The 20315-nt window shown below is 62.6% G+C and carries 20 protein-coding genes and 2 tRNA genes; 10 read left to right on the top strand and 12 right to left on the bottom strand.

Going from position 1 to position 20315, the window contains the following annotated elements:
* Nucleotide 1: 1 nt before the first annotated feature.
* Both U8326_RS04280 and U8326_RS04275 read right to left on the bottom strand, forming a co-directional pair.
* A complete protein-coding gene (locus U8326_RS04280) occupies nt 2-1291 on the bottom strand; it encodes an ABC transporter permease (RefSeq protein ID WP_324742568.1) in 1290 nt (429 codons plus the stop codon).
* Nucleotides 1291-1950, bottom strand: coding sequence for an ABC transporter ATP-binding protein (locus tag U8326_RS04275; RefSeq protein WP_324742567.1), 660 nt, complete (start codon nt 1948-1950; stop codon nt 1291-1293). Before U8326_RS04275 ends, U8326_RS04280 begins: the two co-directional genes overlap by 1 nt.
* A 391-nt stretch (nt 1951-2341) precedes the next feature.
* Here U8326_RS04275 and U8326_RS04270 point away from each other — a divergent pair, with 391 nt between their 5' ends.
* Genes U8326_RS04270 through U8326_RS04255 form a run of 4 tightly spaced genes read left to right on the top strand, consistent with a single transcriptional unit; the run spans nt 2342 to nt 5673 of the window.
* Nucleotides 2342-3514, top strand: coding sequence for a GTP-binding protein (locus U8326_RS04270; RefSeq protein WP_324742565.1), 1173 nt, complete (start codon nt 2342-2344; stop codon nt 3512-3514).
* The gene (gene hisI, locus U8326_RS04265) at nt 3511-3990 is read left to right on the top strand and encodes a phosphoribosyl-AMP cyclohydrolase (RefSeq protein WP_324742564.1); all 480 of its coding nucleotides are present in this window, start codon (nt 3511-3513) and stop codon (nt 3988-3990) included. Before U8326_RS04270 ends, hisI begins: the two co-directional genes overlap by 4 nt.
* A gap of 11 nt (nt 3991-4001) precedes the next feature.
* Nucleotides 4002-4463, top strand: a complete 462-nt coding sequence (locus U8326_RS04260) for a Fur family transcriptional regulator (protein WP_324742562.1) — start codon at nt 4002-4004, stop codon at nt 4461-4463.
* Entirely contained in the window at nt 4450-5673 is a 1224-nt protein-coding gene (locus U8326_RS04255; protein ID WP_324742560.1) for a GTP-binding protein, read from the top strand. The genes U8326_RS04260 and U8326_RS04255 overlap by 14 nt, the downstream gene beginning before the upstream one ends.
* A 39-nt stretch (nt 5674-5712) precedes the next feature.
* On the opposite strand, the gene U8326_RS04250 is transcribed toward U8326_RS04255, so the two are convergent.
* The 6 genes from U8326_RS04250 to U8326_RS04225 all read right to left on the bottom strand — a co-directional run bounded on the left by U8326_RS04250 (nt 5713) and on the right by U8326_RS04225 (nt 8968).
* Nucleotides 5713-5789 (bottom strand) — tRNA-Pro (locus tag U8326_RS04250).
* Between the two features lie 25 nt (nt 5790-5814).
* Nucleotides 5815-5890 (bottom strand) — tRNA-Ile (locus U8326_RS04245).
* Nucleotides 5891-5973: 83 nt separating this feature from the next.
* Nucleotides 5974-6684 (bottom strand): glutamine amidotransferase, encoded by a 711-nt coding sequence (locus tag U8326_RS04240; RefSeq protein ID WP_324742559.1) that lies wholly within the window; start codon nt 6682-6684, stop codon nt 5974-5976.
* A gap of 134 nt (nt 6685-6818) precedes the next feature.
* The gene (cysK, locus tag U8326_RS04235; RefSeq protein WP_324742558.1) at nt 6819-7739 is read right to left on the bottom strand and encodes a cysteine synthase A; all 921 of its coding nucleotides are present in this window, start codon (nt 7737-7739) and stop codon (nt 6819-6821) included.
* Nucleotides 7736-8443: an alpha/beta hydrolase gene (locus tag U8326_RS04230; RefSeq protein ID WP_324742557.1), complete on the bottom strand. Its 708-nt coding sequence runs from the start codon at nt 8441-8443 to the stop codon at nt 7736-7738. Before U8326_RS04230 ends, cysK begins: the two co-directional genes overlap by 4 nt.
* An 87-nt stretch (nt 8444-8530) precedes the next feature.
* Nucleotides 8531-8968 carry an Rrf2 family transcriptional regulator gene (locus U8326_RS04225; protein ID WP_324742556.1) on the bottom strand — a complete coding sequence of 146 codons (438 nt, stop codon included), beginning with the start codon at nt 8966-8968 and terminating at the stop codon, nt 8531-8533.
* Nucleotides 8969-9365: 397 nt separating this feature from the next.
* Here U8326_RS04225 and U8326_RS04220 point away from each other — a divergent pair, with 397 nt between their 5' ends.
* Both U8326_RS04220 and cls read left to right on the top strand, forming a co-directional pair.
* Nucleotides 9366-9743, top strand: coding sequence for a nuclear transport factor 2 family protein (locus tag U8326_RS04220; RefSeq protein ID WP_324742555.1), 378 nt, complete (start codon nt 9366-9368; stop codon nt 9741-9743).
* Between the two features lie 132 nt (nt 9744-9875).
* Nucleotides 9876-11288 carry a cardiolipin synthase gene (gene cls / locus U8326_RS04215; RefSeq protein ID WP_416385510.1) on the top strand — a complete coding sequence of 471 codons (1413 nt, stop codon included), beginning with the start codon at nt 9876-9878 and terminating at the stop codon, nt 11286-11288.
* An 18-nt stretch (nt 11289-11306) separates the two neighbouring features.
* Here the strand turns inward: cls and htpX are convergent, their stop codons facing one another.
* A complete protein-coding gene (gene htpX, locus U8326_RS04210) occupies nt 11307-12188 on the bottom strand; it encodes a zinc metalloprotease HtpX (protein ID WP_324742554.1) in 882 nt (293 codons plus the stop codon).
* 97 nt (nt 12189-12285) lie between these two features.
* Here htpX and U8326_RS04205 point away from each other — a divergent pair, with 97 nt between their 5' ends.
* The gene (locus U8326_RS04205) at nt 12286-12645 is read left to right on the top strand and encodes a YbaN family protein (RefSeq protein ID WP_416385509.1); all 360 of its coding nucleotides are present in this window, start codon (nt 12286-12288) and stop codon (nt 12643-12645) included.
* Between the two features lie 24 nt (nt 12646-12669).
* Here U8326_RS04205 and ubiA read toward each other — a convergent pair whose 3' ends face one another.
* On the bottom strand, nt 12670-13575 hold the full coding sequence (ubiA, locus tag U8326_RS04200) for a 4-hydroxybenzoate octaprenyltransferase (protein WP_324742553.1): 906 nt from the start codon (nt 13573-13575) through the stop codon (nt 12670-12672).
* 488 nt (nt 13576-14063) lie between these two features.
* On the opposite strand from ubiA, the gene U8326_RS04195 reads away from it, so the two are divergent.
* From U8326_RS04195 to U8326_RS04185, 3 genes are all read left to right on the top strand, one after another.
* On the top strand, nt 14064-15170 hold the full coding sequence (locus U8326_RS04195) for a lipocalin family protein (protein WP_324742552.1): 1107 nt from the start codon (nt 14064-14066) through the stop codon (nt 15168-15170).
* A gap of 182 nt (nt 15171-15352) precedes the next feature.
* Nucleotides 15353-16102, top strand: a complete 750-nt coding sequence (locus tag U8326_RS04190; RefSeq protein ID WP_324742550.1) for a 16S rRNA (uracil(1498)-N(3))-methyltransferase — start codon at nt 15353-15355, stop codon at nt 16100-16102.
* 38 nt (nt 16103-16140) lie between these two features.
* Complete coding sequence (locus U8326_RS04185) at nt 16141-17511, top strand: glutamate--cysteine ligase (protein ID WP_324742549.1); 1371 nt, start codon at nt 16141-16143, stop codon at nt 17509-17511.
* A gap of 10 nt (nt 17512-17521) precedes the next feature.
* On the opposite strand, the gene U8326_RS04180 is transcribed toward U8326_RS04185, so the two are convergent.
* Both U8326_RS04180 and U8326_RS04175 read right to left on the bottom strand, forming a co-directional pair.
* Complete coding sequence (locus tag U8326_RS04180) at nt 17522-18868, bottom strand: methyltransferase family protein (protein ID WP_324742548.1); 1347 nt, start codon at nt 18866-18868, stop codon at nt 17522-17524.
* A gap of 82 nt (nt 18869-18950) precedes the next feature.
* Nucleotides 18951-20309, bottom strand: a complete 1359-nt coding sequence (locus U8326_RS04175; RefSeq protein ID WP_416385508.1) for a PQQ-binding-like beta-propeller repeat protein — start codon at nt 20307-20309, stop codon at nt 18951-18953.
* Between the last annotated feature and the right edge of the window lie 6 nt (nt 20310-20315).

Below are 20315 nucleotides of genomic sequence, written 5' to 3'. Positions count from 1 at the left end.
ATCAGTTTGCCCTTGCCAATGTACTGGTGAGATCGACGCGGAACACACGCAACGCCGGGACGAGTGCGGCAATGAAACCGATCGCGGTCACAACGGCAAGGATCGCCAACTCGCCGGGATGCGGTTGCCACGGACGAAGCCCCAGTTCACCCAGTGCAGCGAAGCCGCGCACTGCGCCCATCAGGACGAGGTGGCCGATCAGCAGACCCAGAACGCCGCCAGCCAGCGCCGTCGCCAAGCCCTCGGCGATCACCGTGCCGAACACACGCGCTCGGGTTGCTCCCATGACGCGTAGCAAGGCGAGGTCGCCTTCGCGCGCGCTCGCGGCATTCAGCAGTGTCACGAAGATGGAAAGCCCACCGACGGCCGCGAGCAGCCATGCAAAAAGGCGGGCACCATCTATCCCCACACCGAGAAGGGAGAGCAGCCGCGTAGTTTCGACAGCCGGAACGGCGGCCTGCATGTCAGTCTGGCGATTAATCATCGAGGGGATGCGGAGCGCACCGGCGGCATTGCGATAGCGCACCAGCAACGCGGTAACTTCAGGCGCGAGCGGGTCGCGGCTTTCGGCGAGCACCAGCGTGTCGGAATCGTTATCCGCATGCGCGTCATGATGATGTTCTGCATGGCCGTCATGCGCGGTCGTGCCATAATCATGATCTTCATCGTCATGCGCGATGCCATGGACGTCCCATACAGTCTGGACCGAGGCGAGGATCAGTCGATCGATCACCGTGCCTGTGGGTTTCAAGATGCCAACCGTCGTGAAAGGGTTAGAATGATGCTCGCCTGCGCCTTCCCCATCGCCGAGCCCATGACTGCCGACGAACTTCTGGCCAAGCCCGGCGCCCAGCTTCGCTGCCACCACCGCCCCCATCACAGCTTCGCCATGTTTCTCAAACATGCGCCCGGTGGCCAGATCCGCGCCATAAAGTGCGGGATAGGCAGGCTCGGTTCCAACGATCCGATAGCCTCGGAAATTGTCACCAAGAGCGAGAGGCACGACTCCAGCCACCGCCGGATCACGGCGCAACATGTCGATGCTGGTGAGTGGAATATTCCCGGTCGGCTGATCCATCTGATAGATGCTGGAGAGGATGAGCTGAAGCGGCGAGCCCTTGGCGCCAACGACGAGGTCGATCCCCTGAGCATTGCGCTCAAGCCGCTCCGAAAGCTGGGATGAGACGAGCAGCAGGATCGTGAGCGAGGCGACAGCCAATGCCAGCAACAGCATATTGAGCCCTGTGACAAGCCGCCGGCTGCGCATGTAGGCAAAGGCAAGGCTCAGCATCAGACGGCTTTGCTCGCTGCGCTATCGAGCATCAGGCTGTTCGGGATATACGCGCGAAGCCGTTGATCGTGCGTTGCGATCAGCAGGCTGCTCCCACGGGACTTAGCCGTTTCGACGAGAAGCAAGGCGATCTTTTCGGCATTGGCATCGTCTAGCGCGCTCGTCGGCTCGTCTGCCACCAGAAGATCGGGCTGGCCCACCAGCGCGCGAGCAATCGCGGCGCGCTGGGCCTCGCCCTGGCTCAGTTCGCACGGTCTGGCGTCCACGCGATGCGCGATACCGAGGGCATCGAGCAACCCATCAATGGCCGCATCGTCGGTCCGGCCATGGGTGAGCCTTTGCGCCAAGCGCAGATTTCCACGAACGTTGAGCGCGGACACCAGCCGTAGGGTCTGGAAAATGATTCCGATGCGGCGACGGCGCAAATCGTCTCGGGCAGCGGACGAGCGCCCTGTCATCGCCTCACCGGCAATCATGATCTCCCCCGCATCAGGCGTGAGCAGGCCGGTGATGAGATTGATCAGCGTGCTCTTGCCCGAACCGGACGGCCCCAGCAGCAGCAGGTGCTCGCCGGACGAAACGCTGCAGCTAAGCCCGTTCACGACAGTGGCCGCGCCGTAAGACTTCGATACTCCGCGCACTTCCAGGGCAAACGTCATCCCTTCTTGCCCCTGGCAGGAGCACAGGCATTACAGAACAAACGGGGTGATCTCGCAGCAGGGTGACGGTTCAGCATAAAGATACGATATAACGTCTCTATATGAAATTAGACAAGACATGATCCGGGCACTCATCGTGCAGGATGAACGGGTGGCAATCGTCTCATAGAGCGCCTGCCCCATTTCACGAAACCACGGCCCCTTATGGCTGCATTTGCGAAGGTGCTGTGTCGCATTCTTCATCCAGGATCAGGATCTGGACAACCGGCACTCTTCGCGTGGACGCGGTATCCGATTACCTCAAAACAGGCTGTCTCCTTCCGGTTGCTTGACGGCGTTATTCGTATCGAGTTATGATATGTTATATCGTATCTAAATCGAGAATCTGAAGATGTTGCTGTCACCCGGTTCCCAATCCCTCATTCCCATCTCCGTACTCACCGGGTTTCTCGGCAGTGGCAAGACTACTTTGCTCAATCGACTGGTGCGCGATCCCGCCATGAACAGGGCTCTCGTCATCATCAACGAATTCGGATCCGTGGGGCTGGATCACGATCTTGTCTCGCGTTCGACCGAAGATCTGGTCGTCGAGATGATGGGCGGCTGTCTGTGCTGCACCATTCGCGGCGATCTGCTGCGCGCCTTGCGCGATGCGCCCTTCCGCTTCGCGCGTGACGGCAAATGCTGGTTCGATCGCCTCATCATCGAGACGACCGGGCTGGCCGACCCGGCGCCCATCCTTCACACGTTGATGACAGACGATCATCTGCAATCGCTTTATCGGCTGGACGGCGTCATCACGACAGTCGACGCCGCGACCGGCATGGCCACGCTCGACGCGCAGGAGGAATCGCTCAAGCAGGCGGCTGTCGCCGACCGGCTGCTCCTCACCAAGACCGACATCGCGCCCGAAGCAGACATCAGTGCGCTTGAAGCAAGACTGCGCGCGATCAACCCGGCCGCGCCGATTATCAAGACGACCAATGGCGAGGTCGATGCCGCCCGGCTGTTCGACGCCGGGCTTTATAATCCGGCGACGAAGAGCGATGATGTCCAGCGCTGGCTCAATGCGGAAGCCTATGAAGAAGCCGATCATGGTCATCACAGCCATCACCATCATCACGATGTGAACCGGCATGACGACCGCATCCGCGCGATCTGCCTGACGTTCGACGCGCCGCTCAAGGGCACCGCCTTCGACCGCTGGCTCGGCATCCTCACCATGTTCAAAGGACCGGATGTCCTGAGGATCAAGGGAATCGTCAATATCGAGGGTGAGGACAAGCCCATCGTGATCCACGGGGTCCAGCACGTCCTGCATTCGCCAGTTACGCTCGATGCCTGGCCGAGCGGGGACAGACGCACGCGCATGGTATTCATCGTCCGCAACATGGATGAAGCCGATCTGCGCGGCACGCTGATGCTGATGACCGTCGGTCTCCAGCAATTTTCCTGGCAAGGCGCCGATGAACTTGATCTCGATGTCCAGCCAGGTCTGATCCCGGACAAGCCCAATGCTCGATCCATAGGTGACTACGAAATCCGCCTGGACGGTGCCGCATGACAGCAGCGCCGCTTTTGTTCGCCGAGCGCACATCGGTCGAGCAAGTGGAACTCGGCAATGAGCTTGCGCCGCGTTTCGATGCGGCGGGATTGCTGCCGGCCATTGTCGTCGATGCAGCCAGCAGCCAGATCCTCATGCTGGGGCAAATGAACCCGGATGCCCTGGAGCGCACTATCGTCACGCGGCAGGCGCATTTCTGGTCCCGCAGCCGGCAGGCGCTCTGGCGCAAAGGCGAGCATAGCGGCTTCACCCAGACGGTGGAACGGATGCTGGTCGATGACGATCAGGATGCGGTCATCCTGCTCGTGCGAGTCGAGGGACCGGGAAGCTGTCATGTCGGCTTCCGATCCTGCTTCTATCGCGAGGTGGATCTGGACAGTCATATGCGGCCCTCGCGACTGCTCCGGACCGAGACCGAACCCGCGTTCGACGCCGCAGCCGTTTATGCTGGCCTGCCCAATCCCACGAAACTTTGAGGGTGAGCCGGATGTCTTCCTGGCGAACGAAGCACAGACGGCGGCGCAATCCCGAAGAGATCGAAGCATTGGTGATGCGCGCAATTCTCACTGCCGACGCACCGCTCAGCGCCTACGATATTGCCGATTCCACATCACGGACGGGATCGCCGCTGGTTGCCAATCAGGTTTATCGAACGCTTGCCCGCCTGATCGAGCAAGGCCGCGTCCAGCGCATCGAATCCTTGAACGCCTATCTGCATCGCGACGGCGATGCCGATGCCTGTCTGATCTGCGACGACTGCCATCATGTCCGTATGATCGCGATGCCCGATCTACGCTCCCGTATGGGAGAGGTGGCGGACGGCACAGGCTTTGCAGTCGAGCAGCGCGTGATCGAGGTTCACGGCCATTGTGCCGACTGCCTGGCGCGTACCAGCGCATCGCATCCGACACCTTCCGAGCCGAATGAGGTACAACATGCCCAAGGATAACCGTCTTCCCGTCACCGTGCTTTCCGGCTTTCTCGGCGCTGGCAAGACCACGCTGCTCAATCACATCCTCGCCAATCGCGAAGGCAAGCGCGTTGCCGTGATCGTCAACGATATGTCCGAAGTGAATATCGACGCCGATTTGGTGCGGGGCGGCGACGCAGCATTGTCCCGAAGCGAGGAGAGCCTGGTCGAAATGACCAACGGCTGCATCTGCTGCACGCTGCGCAATGACCTTCTGAACGAGGTCCGCGCGCTCGCCGAAGCCGGCCGGTTCGATTATCTGGTGATCGAGAGCACGGGCATTTCCGAACCCCTTCCCGTCGCCACGACATTCTCGTTCCGTGATGAAGCAGGCGCATCGCTGGGTGATGTCTCCCGGCTCGACACGATGGTGACGGTGGTCGACGCCATCAATCTGCTGAAGGATTATTCGAGCCAGGATTTCCTGACAGACCGCGGGGAATCGCTGGGCGAGGACGATAATCGCAGCCTCGTCGGTCTGCTGGTCGAACAGATCGAGTTCGCAGATGTCGTGATCGTCAACAAGGCGAGCGCAATCGCGCCCGATCAGCTCGCTACGGTCAAGAAGCTGATAGCCTCGCTCAATGCCGATGCCCGTATCCTCACCTGCGATCATGGCCGCGTGCCGCTCGATGCCATTCTCGATACCGGCCTGTTCGACGAGGAACAGGCGGCGCAGCATCCGCTCTGGGCCAAAGAGCTGTATGGCTATGCCAGCCATCAGCCCGAAACCGAGGAATATGGCATCGAAAGCTTCGTCTATCGAGCGAGGCAGCCGTTTGATCCGGCGAAATTCCACGCCTTCCTGGTCGGCGGCGGTCTCGACCATGTCGTGCGCGCGAAAGGTCACTTCTGGTTGGCGACACGCCCTGATTGGGTGGGTGAGTTGGCTGTCGCTGGCGCTCAGACGACGACCTCCCGCATGGGGCGCTGGTGGGCAAGCGTGCCGAAGAACCAGTGGCCTGACGATGACCGGTTCGAGCGCTTCGTCGCCGCCCACTGGGACAATGTATGGGGCGACCGGCGGCAGGAGCTGGTATTCATCGGCATCGGGATGGATGAAACGACAATCCGCGACAGGCTGGACACATGCCTCCTCCCGGTTCAGGTCCTTACTCCCGATCTTTGGTGGGGCCTGCGCGATCCATTTCCCTCATGGCGCGAAACCGTTCCTCAGATGAGTGCGTAAGATGCGGTGGATTCATCCCCTTGTTTTCCGCAGTTCAAATGGTCGGGGAGACAGGATTCGAACCTGCGACCCTCTGCTCCCAAAGCAGATGCGCTACCAGGCTGCGCTACTCCCCGACCCTGAGCCGATCGGCCGGTGCAATGGTGGGCCCGGCAGGATTCGAACCCGCGACCTAGCCGTTATGAGCGGCCAGCTCTAACCGCTGAGCTACAGGCCCCGATTGCGCGCGTGGCCTAGCTTGGGCACAGGCAAGAGGCAAGCACCGATGCACAACCTTGGCATTGCACGCCCCGCAGAGAATTACCGAGCCTGCAGCTTCCCAAGCCATTCCGCAATCATGGCCTGCCCAGCCTGCACCGCGGCAGGGCCAAGCGTGTCATGGGCCGCGCGAAGCGAGGTTTCGTCTCCCCCGGCCTCCGCAACCGATTCAGGCCATTCCTCTATCCACGCGTTGAAACGGGGGTCCAGCCCCATTTCCGCATGGAACTGGAGCGCAAGGAGACTGCGTCCGCGCCGAAAGGCCTGATGTTCATAGACGTGGCTCGAAGCCAGCAGGTCCACATTGTCCGGCAAGGTGAACGTATCGCCATGCCAATGCAGGATGGGAACATCGACGATGTGGCGCAGAGGGCTGTCCAGCGCATGATCGTGTATCCGGACCGGATGGAATCCGACCTCCTTCACCGGGCCGGGATAGACATGGCCGCCCAGCGCGGCGGCGATCATCTGCGCGCCGAAGCAGACCCCGAGCGTCGGCCTGTCGGCATCGAGGCGCCGCGCAAGCCTGCGCAACTGACATCCGATCCAGGGATACCGATCCTGTTCGTAGACTCCCATCGGCCCGCCCATCATGATGAGAAGGTCCGGCTCACAGAGATCGAGCGCGGAAAAGGCCGGATCGGATACGTCGATCCGGTCCACCTCATATCCCGCTGCCTCGATAGGCTCACGGTATCCGGCAACGCCCTCATAAGGGACATGCCGGATAATCAGCGCACGCTTTGCACTCATCTTACTCCTCGCGAGGGAAATGCTGGCTCCGCATTCCCGCTTATCGCTCAGCCAGAAATTACGGGACTTATAAATTCAACTTTAGAGATTGACATTTAGATTGTTCTAAATCGACCTAAAGCCAAACTTTCCCGTCATTCATCCGGAAGGAAATCCGGAACCGATAGATAACGCTCGCCAGTGTCGTAATTGAAGCCCAGAATTCGCGCGTCCGCCGGAAGGTCCGACAATTTCCGGTGAATTGCGGCCAAGGTGGCGCCGGAGGAAATGCCGACGAGCAAGCCCTCTACCCTCGCGGAATTTCTCGCCCATTGCTTCGCATCGACAGGATCGACCTGAACCACGCCATCGAGCAACTGCGTATGCAAATTGAGCGGGATAAAGCCGGCGCCGATACCCTGGATCGGGTGCGGCGCCGGCTGCCCCCCACTGATGACAGGCGAGAGAGTGGGCTCGACGGCATAGACCTTCAATTCCGGCCATGCCGCCTTCAACACCTGCGCCACGCCGGTAAGATGCCCGCCGGTTCCCACCCCGGTGATCAGCGCATCGATCGGCCGGTCCGCGAAATCGGCAAGGATTTCCTGCGCAGTCGTGCGTTCATGAACCGCGATGTTCGCCGGATTCTCGAATTGCTGCGGCATCCAGGTGCCCGGCGTCAGAGCCACCAGTTCCAGAGCGCGCTGGATCGCGCCCTTCATGCCCTTTTCGCGCGGCGTGAGATCGAATTGGGCGCCATAGGCAAGCATCAGGCGGCGTCGCTCGATCGACATCGATTCCGGCATCACCAGAACGAGACGGTAGCCCTTGACCGCCGCCACCATCGCAAGCCCGACCCCGGTATTGCCGGAAGTCGGCTCCACGATGGTGCCGCCGGGCCTTAATTCGCCACTGGCTTCCGCCGCTTCGATCATCGCAAGAGCGATGCGGTCCTTGATCGAGCCGCCGGGGTTGGAACGCTCCGACTTTATCCAGACATCGGCATCAGGGAACAGTCTTTGAAGGCGGATATGCGGTGAATTGCCAATAGTGCCGAGGACCGAATCCGCCTTCATCTTCCGATTTCCAGTCTTTCATTCTGCGTGGAGGAGAAAAACGACGCCGAGGCTCCCTGCGCCGCGGCTGCGGGCGTTGGGGCGACCGCCGCAAGCAGGCGATCCAGCAGATAGCGCCCATAAGGCCAGTTCCCGATATTGGAATCGGCATTGATATGGCCGATCCATCCCGCATCGACGAGACGGCTTCCCCAGATCCGGGCCATCTTCCGGGCTTGTCCGAAAGAAGCATAGGGATCGTCCTGGCTGGCCGCGAGAATGCTGAGGAACGGCAGCCGCTCTCTCGCTACCGGCGCGAAATCGGCAAGCCGGCTGTCGACACCATGCCCCTCCAGGGCCGGTGGGGCGACCAGCAAGGCGCCCGCGACCTTGCCGTCCGGTCCGGGCCGCTCCAACGCGTTCCACCACGCGACCGCATGGCAGCCCAGGCTGTGGGCAACGAGGATGACAGGACGCTTGGCCGCGGAAATGGCGGCATTCAGCTTGTTCACCCATGTATTGCGATGGGGCTGCTCCCACATGCCGAGATCGACGCGCTGGCAATCCGTGCGCTCTCGCTCCCATATGCTCTGCCAGTGGCGCGGCCCGCTATTGTTGAGACCAGGGACGATAAGCAACGTCGGGGAGTGCAATTCGCCAGGTTCGTGAAAGAACATTTCCCGCTCCTCGATGATGGGCGATACGGTCAGTATAACCATACCCATCGGATAGGGAATTGAAATTAGCTCAACCGTGGAAAATTGTCGACTAAATAAGTTGAGTTTAACCCTAAAGGAAAAATTTATCGCCGATCACTCCTGCTCGGCGAAGTCCGACACCGGCACGATCGGATCGGCCAGGTTGATCGAATTGAGTATGGCCGCGGTTTCGTCCCGGACCTTCAGCATCAAGGCACGAAGCCGGCATTCCTTTTCGGGCAGGCAATGATCGCAATGCTCATGGGCATACCGGCTCGCGCAAGGAACCAGGGCAAGGGAACCGCGAGTGATGCGGATGATATCCCCATAACGGATATCCACGGGCGCAAGGCCGAGCTGATAACCGCCTTCACGCCCCCGGTGGGAAATCACGATGCCTTCGCGGGTCAGTTCCGAAAGTATCACTGTAAGGAATTTGGGCGGGATATTCTGTCTTTCCGCAATTTCCGCCATTCGCGCCATGCCATGCGGGTATATATCAGCCAGATGCTGAAGCGCACGGATCGTGTAGCGGCTCTTTTGGGAAAGCATGGAAGCAATTTAGCGGATCAAAGGTTAATTTCAAGCTGAGAGATAGAGATAGCCCACAGTCTCATCATCCACTTCGGCAAGCCCACTGCTCCGATTCTATTTCCTACTTGTCTAATAGGTTTAATTTAAGGATTTGGCGCAAAATCGCCCCTCCGCCATAAGGGTGGACAAGATTGCCGGACCGGGCAGGCAATCAATTGCCATTCTTCGAACACCCGTTATAATTTCGGGAAAATCCGCACAAGTCGACCGGCGCGGCGGATAGACGGGAGACGAATGGATTCAGCCATCGGATAGGAATGCTCCCGGATTGGTCGCCGGATAATTGCGGCGGAGAATTTACCCGCCGCTTCGCAAGGCTTCTTGAACCCCATACGTCAAAAGAGAGGAAAGTATAATGGCAGACTATGTCGCACTGGTGGACAAATTCCTGACCGCCTACAACGACAAGGATTTCGAAACCATGCGTAACATGATGGTTCCGGATATTGACATGGCTCACTACAATCGGAATGCATTCTTCAACAATCGTGAAGACCTGGTCGCCATTCTTCCCGTCTTTGCAGACAATCTTGCCCCGGATCGCAAGTTTTCTTCTGCCCTGCGGGTAACGGCGTCGGGAAATATCGTCATCCGCGAGTCCGATTTTTCGGGAACCGCAACCGGCGACATCCCCAACTTCGCCAGCAAGGGTGAGCATTTCAAGCTCCGCCTCTGCAGCCTTTTCCGCTTCAACGACGATGGCCTGATCGCCGAATGGAAGGATCACGGCTAAGTCACGCGCCTTCACATTTTCCGGATTTTGCCCGGGCGCTCGCCGGGTGTTCGTTTCCACCACACGGCATGAACATCCGGCGGCGCTCATTTCAATGCTTGCCAAGCAGCGCTGACTGATCGACAGCATGGCATGATGAGCATGCTGCCGACCCTTGGCGAAGCTTATTATGTCCTCGAGTGGATCATCCGGCTGGCCATGCTGGCGGTGGTGCCGTTCCGCAGGAACCCGGCCGCCACCACCAGCTGGCTGCTGCTGATCTTCTTTCTCCCGCTCCCCGGCCTGCTGCTTTTCCTGGCGATCGGCGCACCGCGCTTTCCGCGCTGGCGGACCGCTCGCTTCCGGCAATTGCAGCCATTCTTCGAGCGGGTGGCCATCAGGCTGGAGCAGGCCGCGCCGCCCGCGCCCGACACCCCGGCCGACATCTCCACCCTCGCGGAGCGGCTCGGATACCTGCCCGCCACCGGCGGCAACGCGATCGAATTGCTCGAGGAATACCAGACGGTGGTCGATCGGCTGATCGCCGACATCGATCGCGCGCGCAGTCATGTCCGCATTCTTGCCTATATTTTCGCGGATGACGAAACGGGCAGAAATGTGATCGCCGCGCTGCAGCGCGCCACGCAGCGCGGCGTCGCCTGCCATGTGCTGTTCGACCCGGTCGGCTCCCGCAAATGGAGCAAGCGGCTCCAGCGGCGGCTCGAGGAAGCCGGAGTGGCGGTGCGCGCCGCCCTGCCCTTCCGGCTGCTGCGGGCGCGGACCCGGCGGGACATGCGCAACCATCGCAAGCTGTTCCTGATCGATGGCGAGATCGGCTACGCCGGCTCGCAGAACCTGGTTTCGCGGGACTTCCGCCCCGGCGTGGTGAACCGCGAACTGGTGGCGCGGGTGGAAGGGCCGGCAGTCGCGGCGATGAATGCGGTCTTCCTGGGCGACTGGTATCTCGAAACCGAGGATTTGCTCGAGCCGAACCCGGCCATCCCCGAATCCGCCGCATCCTCGACCCTGCAGATCCTGCCGAGCGGCGCGGATTATCGGCTGGAGAGCTTCCAGGCGCTGCTGACCTGGCAGGTGGGCGAAGCGCGGCGGGAGGTCGTGATCGTCACTCCCTATCTGATCCCGGACGAAAGCCTGCTTACCGCCCTGCGCACCGCGGTGCTGCGCGGCGTGGACGTGCGGATCATCGTTTCCTCCGTCATCGACCAGTGGCTGGTGCGGCTGGCGCAGGATTCCTACTACGACGAACTTCTCCGCAGCGGAGTGAGGATACACACCTATCGGGATGAGCTTCTCCATGCCAAGAATGTGCGGATCGACGGGCGGCTGGGCATATTGGGTTCCAGCAATGTCGATATCCGTTCGTTCCAGCTCAACGAGGAAGTGAGCCTGCTGTTGCTGGACCCTGCCTGCATTGCCCGGCTGGAGGAGATCCAGCGCCGCTACCTTTCGCACAGCGACGAAATTACCCGGGCGCAATGGCGGCAGCGCGGCCGCCTGCGCAAGCTGGCGGAAAACGGCGCGCGCCTGGTCAGCCCGCTGCTGTGACGCCCGGTGGCGGGGCGACTACCTTCGCCCGCCCCGGCCGAGCGGATCGAGCGCGGATGGAACGGCTGCCGAAGCGCGCCTCACCGGCGGCTGCATCGCCTCCAACGCCGCGATCCGCTTTTCCGTGGCGGGGTGGGTGGAAAAGATGTCCGATACGCTGGTCGGCACGATGTAGAGCTGCGCCGCGGCGGGGTTGCGCTCCACCGCCGGGTTCGGGATGCGCCGGGCCGCGCCGGAAATCTTCGCCAGCGCCGATGCCAGCGCGCGCGGATTGCCGCAGATCTCGGCGCCCGCGCGGTCGGCGCCATATTCGCGCGTGCGGCTGATCGCCATTTGCACGATCATCGCGGCGAACGGGGCGACGACCACCGCGAGAATGCCGGCGGCCGGGTGGCCGCCCCGGCCATTGCCGAAGAACAGGCCGAAATTGGCGATCATCGAAATCGCGCCGGCAATGGTGGCGACCATCGTCATCACCAGAGTGTCGCGGTTGCGGACGTGCCCCAATTCATGCGCCATCACCGCCGCCACTTCCTCGCGGCTGAGCATCCCGAGCAGGCCGGTGGTCGCCGCCACGGCCGCATTTTCCGGATTGCGGCCGGTGGCGAAGGCGTTCGGGTTCGGATTGTCGACGATATAGACCTTGGGCATCGGCAGGCCCGCATTGCGCGCCAGATCCGCCACCAGCCCATAGAATTCCGGCGCGCTGGCCGCATCGACCTGCCGCGCGCCATGCATGGAAAGGACGATCTTGTCCGCATTCCAGTATGTGAACAGGTTCATGCCCGCGGCGATAACCAGCGCGATCATGGCGCCCGCCTGCCCGCCAACCGCAAAGCCCACGACCATGAACAGCGCCGTGAGCGCCGCAAGCAACATGGTGGTCTTCAAGCCGTTCATCGATATGTCCTCTGGATAAAATCCACGTTTGGAATGTAGGTAGCATGAAGGCTTTCGCAATAAGGCCATGGCCCATTTTCCAGGATCGCAGGCGAGCATGACGGACATGCGAAAGTTCTATCTTTGCGCCGGCATCGTCTCGGTGGGCCTGGGCATCATCGGGGTCGCGCTGCCGATCATGCCCACAGTGCCCTTCCTGATCCTGGCGGCGTGGTGCTTCGGCAAATCGAACCCGGCGCTGGAAGCCCGGCTGCTGAACCATCCCCGCTATGGCCCGCATATCCGCGCCTGGCGGGAAAACGGGGCCATCCCGCGCATCGGAAAGCTCGGCGCCACCTTCGCCTTCGCGGCCAGCACATTGCTCGGCTTCCTGTTCATGCCCTGGCCCTGGCCGCTGCTGCCGCTGGGCATCGCGGTCATTGCCCTGAGCTGGATCTGGTCCCGCCCGGACGCGTGACCGGGCGGCGCTGCCCAAGCCCCATCAGGCATTCCCCACCACGAAGCAGGCGGCGGCGACCAGCAGGCCGGCCATCCGGTTGGCCCGGAAACGGGCAAGCGCATTGCCGCCATCCGCCGGATCGAGCGTCAGCACTTGCCAGCCCAGATGCATCGCGGCGGGAAGCAGCGCCAGCAAGGCCAGCCAATCTTCCCGCAGCAGCCAGAACGCCGCCGCCCACAGCGCGGCCGCCAGCGCATAGAACCCGCCGACCGCCAGCCGCACATGGCTGCCGAAGCGCAAGGCGGTGGAGCGGATGCCGACCATTGCGTCATCCTCCCGGTCCTGCAGAGCGTAGATCGTGTCATATCCGATCACCCAGCAGACCGCCCCGGCATAGAGCGCGGCGAGCACCTCGAGCCGGTCCGGCCGCAGTTCGACCCAGCCGACCAAAGCGCCCCAGGTGAACACCATCCCCAGCCATGCCTGTGGCCACCAGGTGATCCGCTTCATGAAGGGATAGCCCGCAACCAGTGCAAGGCTGGCGAGAGCCACCAACTGCGCCTGCCAGCGCAATTGCAGCAGGACGACAAGGCCGATCAGGCAGAGCGCCAGCAACCAGATCCAGGCCGCCGTCCTGCTCACCCGGCCGCTGGCCACCGGCCGCGAGGCGGTGCGGGCGACCTGCCGATCGAGATCGGCATCGACGATGTCGTTATAGACGCAGCCCGCCCCGCGCATCGCAATCGAGCCGAGCAGCATCCAGCCCACCAACGCCCATTGCGGGCCGGCCCCGGCCAGCCATACGCCCCATGCGCAGGGCCAGAACAGCAGCCACCAGCCGATCGGGCGGTCGAACCGGGCCAGCAATGCATAGTCGCGCAGCCGCTGCGGCAGCAGCGCAACCAGTCCGCGATGTTCGCTGTCCGGGGTGATTTCAGAGGCGGGCATGAATCTCCTATAATCCTTCGGCGTTTCCGGGAAAGCGGGAACCCGGCGACGGGCGCGCCGGTTGACGCAGAACGCCCGAAATGTGCATTTCCATGGGGACCTGCCCCGCCCCGTATTCCCCGCGAAAACCGGGCTTCGATGGGGTGGAAAGCCGGTTCATCGGGTGTGACCTTTCGCAAGGGCGGCTTTCGCAGCTGCCCGGATCGCGAGATGGCGTCTCGAACGGCCGGGCGACGCGAAGATAACGGAATTTGCGTCTCATCCCACAGGATAAGCCAGATTTCCGCCAGGTAGGAAAGGAGAAGCGCCATGGCCCCGCCCGCACGGGGATGACGGCTTCGACTTCGGCCTTCCGCTGGCGGTGGGGGCCATGACGGTAATGGAATTGGTTCGGGCCGAGGCGGCGCCGAAATATGACGAGTAGAGGCTTGACTGGCTGTGCCATTGCTCCCATCGAAACCAACTGGCGCGATGGGGGAAGTATAGGAATGCAAAAGATTTTGGGGGCGGTGCGGCAAAAGAAAAGCTGGATCGCAGTGGTTTCGGTATTCGCTGCTTTCGTTTCGGGTCTGGCTCTGGTTCCAGCCCTGGGCAAATCAGGCAACTGCATCACGGATACGGAGCTTGAAACCGCCGTTGGCGATCAAATTCGATCCGGCGTGTTCGCGATCAACACATCCAAATTGCGCGAGGCTCCGATGTGCTCCGGTTTGACTGTGGCGCAGGCGATACATAACTTGGGCGAAAGGATCGCGCCGCGACAGAATGACGCAGGTGCTTCATCACAACCAGCGCTTGCCCAATCCGCTCCCGCAGGCCCATCAGACAGCGCCTATTCCGAACTGACGCAATATGTAGGCAAAAAGGCTGATTTCCGCGTGCGGGGCCACACATTTCTGGAGCACCCGCTCCTGGAGCGAAAGCTCCAGGAAATCGACGTGGACGGGCCGTATAGCCTTATTGTTCAGACCGGCTCGGCCTTTACCAGGATGGAAGGCCATGTGTTGGTGAATGGCGGCTGCTTTCCGGAAAACTGCAAGACCAATTATCACCGGCTGTTCCTGAACACCGAAACCGGCGCGATTGCAGTCTGCTATGTCGGCGGTCAGTGGTCCGACAGATATTGGTTCTCAACGGTAACGCGCGGCGAGTGGCTGGAGTTCACCGGCTCCTGTCCGGAAAGCTATCGCACCGCGCCGCCTGCGATTAGAAAATCCCTGGAGGCGCGAGGTGCAAGCGCGCCAAGTTCTGGCATGACGGCGCAGAATGCCGCTGCCAATGCAAGCTCGCTCGCCCAGCTTCTGATCGGTAATTGGGAAGTGACCGACCCAGATAGCGATCCTGGCCGCTGCATCTCCAAGAAAAACGAAGTTCAATTCGCGCTAACGACATTCAAGCCGGGTGGACGGGTTGAGTTCATAGGGCAAGATGGTGGAGGCGCCGGCACTTGGAGCGTTTCGGGTAACGTTGTGCGGGAAACCATCGACGGTCAGAGCCTGTCCTACACCGTGAGCGTTCTCTCCCCCGATCATCTGCACGTGAAGTACAATATCCCTAACGGAGGGACCGAGAGCTTCCGTCGCTGTCCGTGGTGAATGCTTCAAGCTTCGTAGCACACTTCCGCCCGATCATAGGGCTAAAACCTCATGGCCATTGGCGCCCATAATAGCACGTTGCCGGTTGGTTTATGCGCATCCGCACCCGGCAGACGATCTTTGAGGCGACCGAACATGACCTCAATGATGACGGCGCCCTGTCGGGCGGCTAAGGGCGTCCCATGCCCGCAACACCCGCCTGGCCCCCCAAGAGCGCGCCGCGCCTGTTCGTCCCCGGCCCTTTGCACGCCGGGCAGGAGATGGCGCTGGATGGCCCGCAGGCGCATTATCTGGCGCGGGTGATGCGCGTGGCCCCGGGCGATGCGGTGATCCTGTGCGACGATCTGACCGGCGAGTGGGCCGCCGGTGTGACCGATGCCGGGAAGCGCGATGTCGGCCTTCGCGTCGAGGAACGGCTGCGCGAACGGGAACAGGTGCCCGATTTCACCCTGTGCGCCGCGCTGCTGAAGAAGGACCGCTTCGATCTGGTGCTGGAAAAGGCGGCGGAGCTGGGCGTGCGGCGGATTCAGCCGGTGCTGACTCGCCGCTGCGTGGCCGACAAGCTCAATCTGGAGCGTGCCCGCGCCATCGTGACGGAAGCGGCCGAGCAATGCGCCCGCACCGCCCTGCCCGAACTGGCCGCGCCCATCCCCCTAGCCCAATTGCTGCGCGGCTGGCCTTCGGAACGGCTGCTGTTCTTCGCCGATGAGGCCGGCGGAACGCCCGCCAGCGCCGCCTTTTCCGCCGACCCCGGCCCGGCGGCGCTGCTGGTAGGGCCGGAAGGCGGCTTCGACGATGCGGAGCGCGAAACGATCCGCGCGATGGGCCAGGCACGGCCGATTTCGCTCGGCCCGCGCATCCTGCGGGGAGAAACCGCTTCGATTGCGGCCATCGCGCTGTGGATGGGCATGGTTGGAGATTGGGCAAAATAGCGCTGGCGCAGCGCGTTGCGCTCGCCTAACGGCCAGCCATGAGCACGCGAACGGCGTCAGAGCAAGACGATCTCCTGATCGAAGGCCGCGACCAGCTGGTCGCGCCGATGGAAGAGGGCGAGAAGCCGCGCGAGGACTGGCGGATCGGCACCGAGCATGAAAAGCTCGTCTATCGGCGCGAGGACAAGCACGCCCCGGCCTATGACGAGCCTTGCGGCATCCGCGATATGCTGCTGGCCCTGCGCGAGTTCGGCTGGGAGCCGATCGAGGAAGACGGCAAGGTCATCGCCATGGGCGGCAGCGACGGCACGGTGAGCCTGGAGCCGGCGGGCCAGCTCGAACTCTCGGGCGCGCCTCTCGAAAACCTGCACCAGACCTGCGCGGAGACCGGCCGCCATCTGCAGCAGGTCAAGAGCATCGGCGAGAAGTGCGATCTGGGCTTCCTCGGCCTCGGCATGTGGCCCGACAAGCGGCGGGACGAATTGCCGATCATGCCGAAGGGCCGATACGACATCATGCTGCGGCACATGCCCCGGGTCGGCGATCTCGGGCTGGACATGATGCTGCGGACCTGCACGATCCAGGTCAATCTCGACTATTCCAGCGAAGCGGACATGGTCCGGAAATTCCGCACCAGCCTGGCGCTGCAACCGCTGGCGACGGCGCTGTTCGCCAATTCTCCGTTCACCGAAGGCAAGCCGAACGGCTTCCTGTCCTATCGCAGCCATATCTGGTCGGATACCGACCCCTATCGCACCGGGATGCTGCCCTTCGTGTTCGAGGACGGGTTCGGATACGAACGCTATGTCGATTACATGCTCGACGTGCCGATGTATTTCGTGTTCCGCGACGGGAAATATATCGACGCGGCCGGCCAGTCCTTCCGGGATTTCCTGAACGGCGAACTGCCCGCCCTGCCCGGCGAAAAGCCGCGCCAGAGCGATTGGTGGGATCATCTCTCCACCGCCTTCCCCGAAGTGCGGCTCAAGAGCTTCCTGGAAATGCGCGGCGCCGATGGCGGCCCCTGGAACAGGATCTGCGCCCTGCCCGCCTTCTGGGTGGGCCTGCTGTATGACCAGTCCGCGCTCGATGCGGCGTGGGATCTGGTCAAGCACTGGAGCATGGAAGAGCGCGAGACGCTGCGCAACACCGTGCCCCGGCTGGCGCTCGATGCGCCGATACCGGGCGGAGGCACTCTGAAGGACATCGCCCCCGAAGTGCTGCGGATCGCGCGCGCCGGGCTATCCGCGCGGAACTGCCTCAACAGCGGCGGCGACAATGAGACCGGATACCTGACCCCGCTCGACCAGATCGTAGCCGAGGGTCGCGTGCCGGCGCAAAGGCTGCTCGACCTTTATCACGGCGAATGGGCCGGGGACATCACCCGGGTCTACGAAGAGAGCTTCTGAGAAGCCGCGCCTATTCGGCGATCTGGAGGCGCGGGCCGCGCGGCCGGATCAGGGACTTCAACCGGCTAAGCGACCGCGTAATCAGGGCGTTTTCCTCCATCCAGTCGTAATAGGCGCGGTATTTCGGATCTTCGGCCAGCAGGTGCTTCTCTTCCGTCTTGGCGCGCCAGTAATAGACCGCGCCGACCAGCGCCAGCAGCACCGTGTTGCGCACCGCGTCGGTGACCGATCCCGTGGCCGCCAGGAACGGCATGGTGGAGAACCACCAGAACGCGTTCTTGGAAAGATAGGCCGGATGCCGCGTGAAGCGGTAGGGGCCGTTGGTCAGCACTCCGCGATAGGTCAGGTTGGAGAAGCGCAGGCCGAAGGCCACCGTCGCCCAGGCATAGGCGGCGGTGAGGAACACCAGCACCGCGCCCCAGGCCCAGAGCAAGGCCGGATGGCCGCCGAGCCATTGCGACCAGTCCGCTCCGTTGACGTGATAATCGAGCGGGCCGGTCCCCATCATGTTGAAGGGCGGATAGCATAGCAGGGCCGCCACCCAGCCTGCGAGAAACGGGTTGGCGGAGCGGATATGCGCATCGAGCGGGCGGAAGGTCAGCAGATAGCCGACCATGCCGATCTGCACGTCGAACACGAAGAACATCTCGATCAGCAGGGTGCAGAAGGCGACCGGATCGCCCAGCACCCGATCCGGCTCGGCATTGACCATCGTGTTCCAGCCGCCCGGCAGGATCGAGATCATGAAGGCGGTGAAGAAGCCCTTCACCGCCCAGGCGCGCCAATGCGCCCGCACATGCTCCGGGCAATAAGGCTCCCGCCCGATCAGCATCGCGCCGAAATGCCAGGCATGGTCGCGCGGGTCCTTGAGCAGCCGGTCGAGCCAGATCACATAGGGCACCGACAGCAGGAAAAGCGGGATCGCGAGGAAGCCCATCATTTCCATGGAGAAGCGATACTGCCCGTCCCAGTAGTAGCGCGCGACGCAGTAAATGAAGCCGATCACCGCCCAGGTAGCCCAGAGGCCAGCGATCTTGGTGACGGAAATGTCGATGATCGCGGAGATCGGCCGGGGGTTGTCCCAGTCTATGCCGGTCGAGGGATTGCGATGGACCTTCTCCACCAGCAGCGACCATGCCACCATCGGCAAGGCGCAGAACAGGGTGGCGACCACCGAGGCATAAGGGCCATCCAGCCGCATATGCGGGCCGGGAAGGCCGAACAGCTCCATCAGCTGCGGCCAGCAGCGGCAGATCGCCAGCCATGTGAACAGGCCCGCAAGGCCCAGCAGGCCGACAATCGCCGGCACGTCACTCGGCGGCAAGGCGCCGGCGGCTTTCCTGCTTCCGCTGCTCATCGCCGCCGCATTAGCGGGAAAGAATTAAAGCTAAGGTAACGGGATGCCGCCCGAAGCGCCCGCGCGCGGCTCCACGCCTTGCTTAACGCAAGGCATGGATCTTGCCGCCGTCATCCAGGATATACAGGGTCTGGTTGGCCACGATCGGCGCCAGCGAGATGTCGGAGCCGAGTTCCTGCTCCGAGGCGATCGCGCCACTCGTCACATCGACTGAAACCAGCTTGCCGCGCGAGCTGGCGATCCACAGCCGGTTGCCCGCCAGCACCGGGCCGGTCCAGAAGATCTGGTTCTTTTTCTTCTTCTCGTTCTTCCATTCGCGCAATTGCGTGATCCAGCGGACCTTGCCGCTGGCGCGGGCGATGGCGAGCAGGCGGGCATCGTCGGTCAGGGTGAAGATCCACTCGCCGGCGATGGCCGGAGTGGAGATACCGGCAAGGTTAAGCTCCCAGATACGCTGTCCGGTAACCAGCTCGTAGGCCGCCATGCGGCCGCCCTGGCCCAGAGCGTAAACCCAGCCGCTGTCAATGATCGGATCGGCGTCCACATCGGTCAGGGTGCCGACCTGGGTGGAGATAGAGGTGCGGGCCAGCGCGTCGGCCCACAGGGTGCGGCCGTTCTCATAGCGATAGGCGACCAGCTCGCCGGTGCTGTAGCCCGCGATCACGGTGCCCTGCCCGGCGGCGGGGGCGGCCACGCCGAACACCCCGGCCTGTCCGACCGACGAGGATTCCTGCCAGACTTCCGATCCGTCGGCCGCATTGAGCGCGTGGATCTGGTTGTCCTGCGTCATCACATACACGGAATTGAAGGCGATGGTCGGCGCGCCGCGCAGCGGGCCGGCGGGCTTCACCTTCCACGCCACCGCGCCGGTCTGCGCATCCAGCGCGGCGACTTCGCCCACGCCGTTGGTGGCATAGACCCGGCCGTCGGCATAGCTCACCCCGCCGCCGAAGGCCGCGCTCCTGAGGTTGCCCTCCACTTCCAGCTGCTGCGACCAGATGCGCCGGCCGGTATCGGCATTGAACGCATGGATCGTGGCGGTGGTGTCGATCGCGAACAGCATTCCTCCGCCCACCACCGGGGAAGCGGCCAGGCGGCGCTTGTTGCTCGACCCGGCGATGGAAGCGGTCCAGGCCCGGCCCGGCGACGCGGACAGCGCGAAATGGCCCGATGCCTTGGCCGCGCTGCCGCCGGCCTGCGTCCAGTCGGTGTTCACCTGCGCGGGCGGGAGCACCACCGCGACATTGGAGATCGAGGCATCCACCTTGGTGCCCGCCTCGATCCGCGAGAGAATTGGCACCCGGTTGCCGACGGTGGGGGTATGCGGCTTGTCCTTGCCGCCGAGCACGCCGCAAGCGGACACCATGGTTGCGAGCAGGACGGCGGTCGTCGCCATGGCGAGACGTCGCGCCGGAGCGTTAGCATGCTTCATTCGGGTCATCCTCGG

This window comes from Tsuneonella sp. CC-YZS046, from assembly GCF_035581365.1.
Classification (GTDB): domain Bacteria; phylum Pseudomonadota; class Alphaproteobacteria; order Sphingomonadales; family Sphingomonadaceae; genus JAWKXU01.
This window is presented reverse-complemented; position numbering and strand designations above follow the sequence as displayed.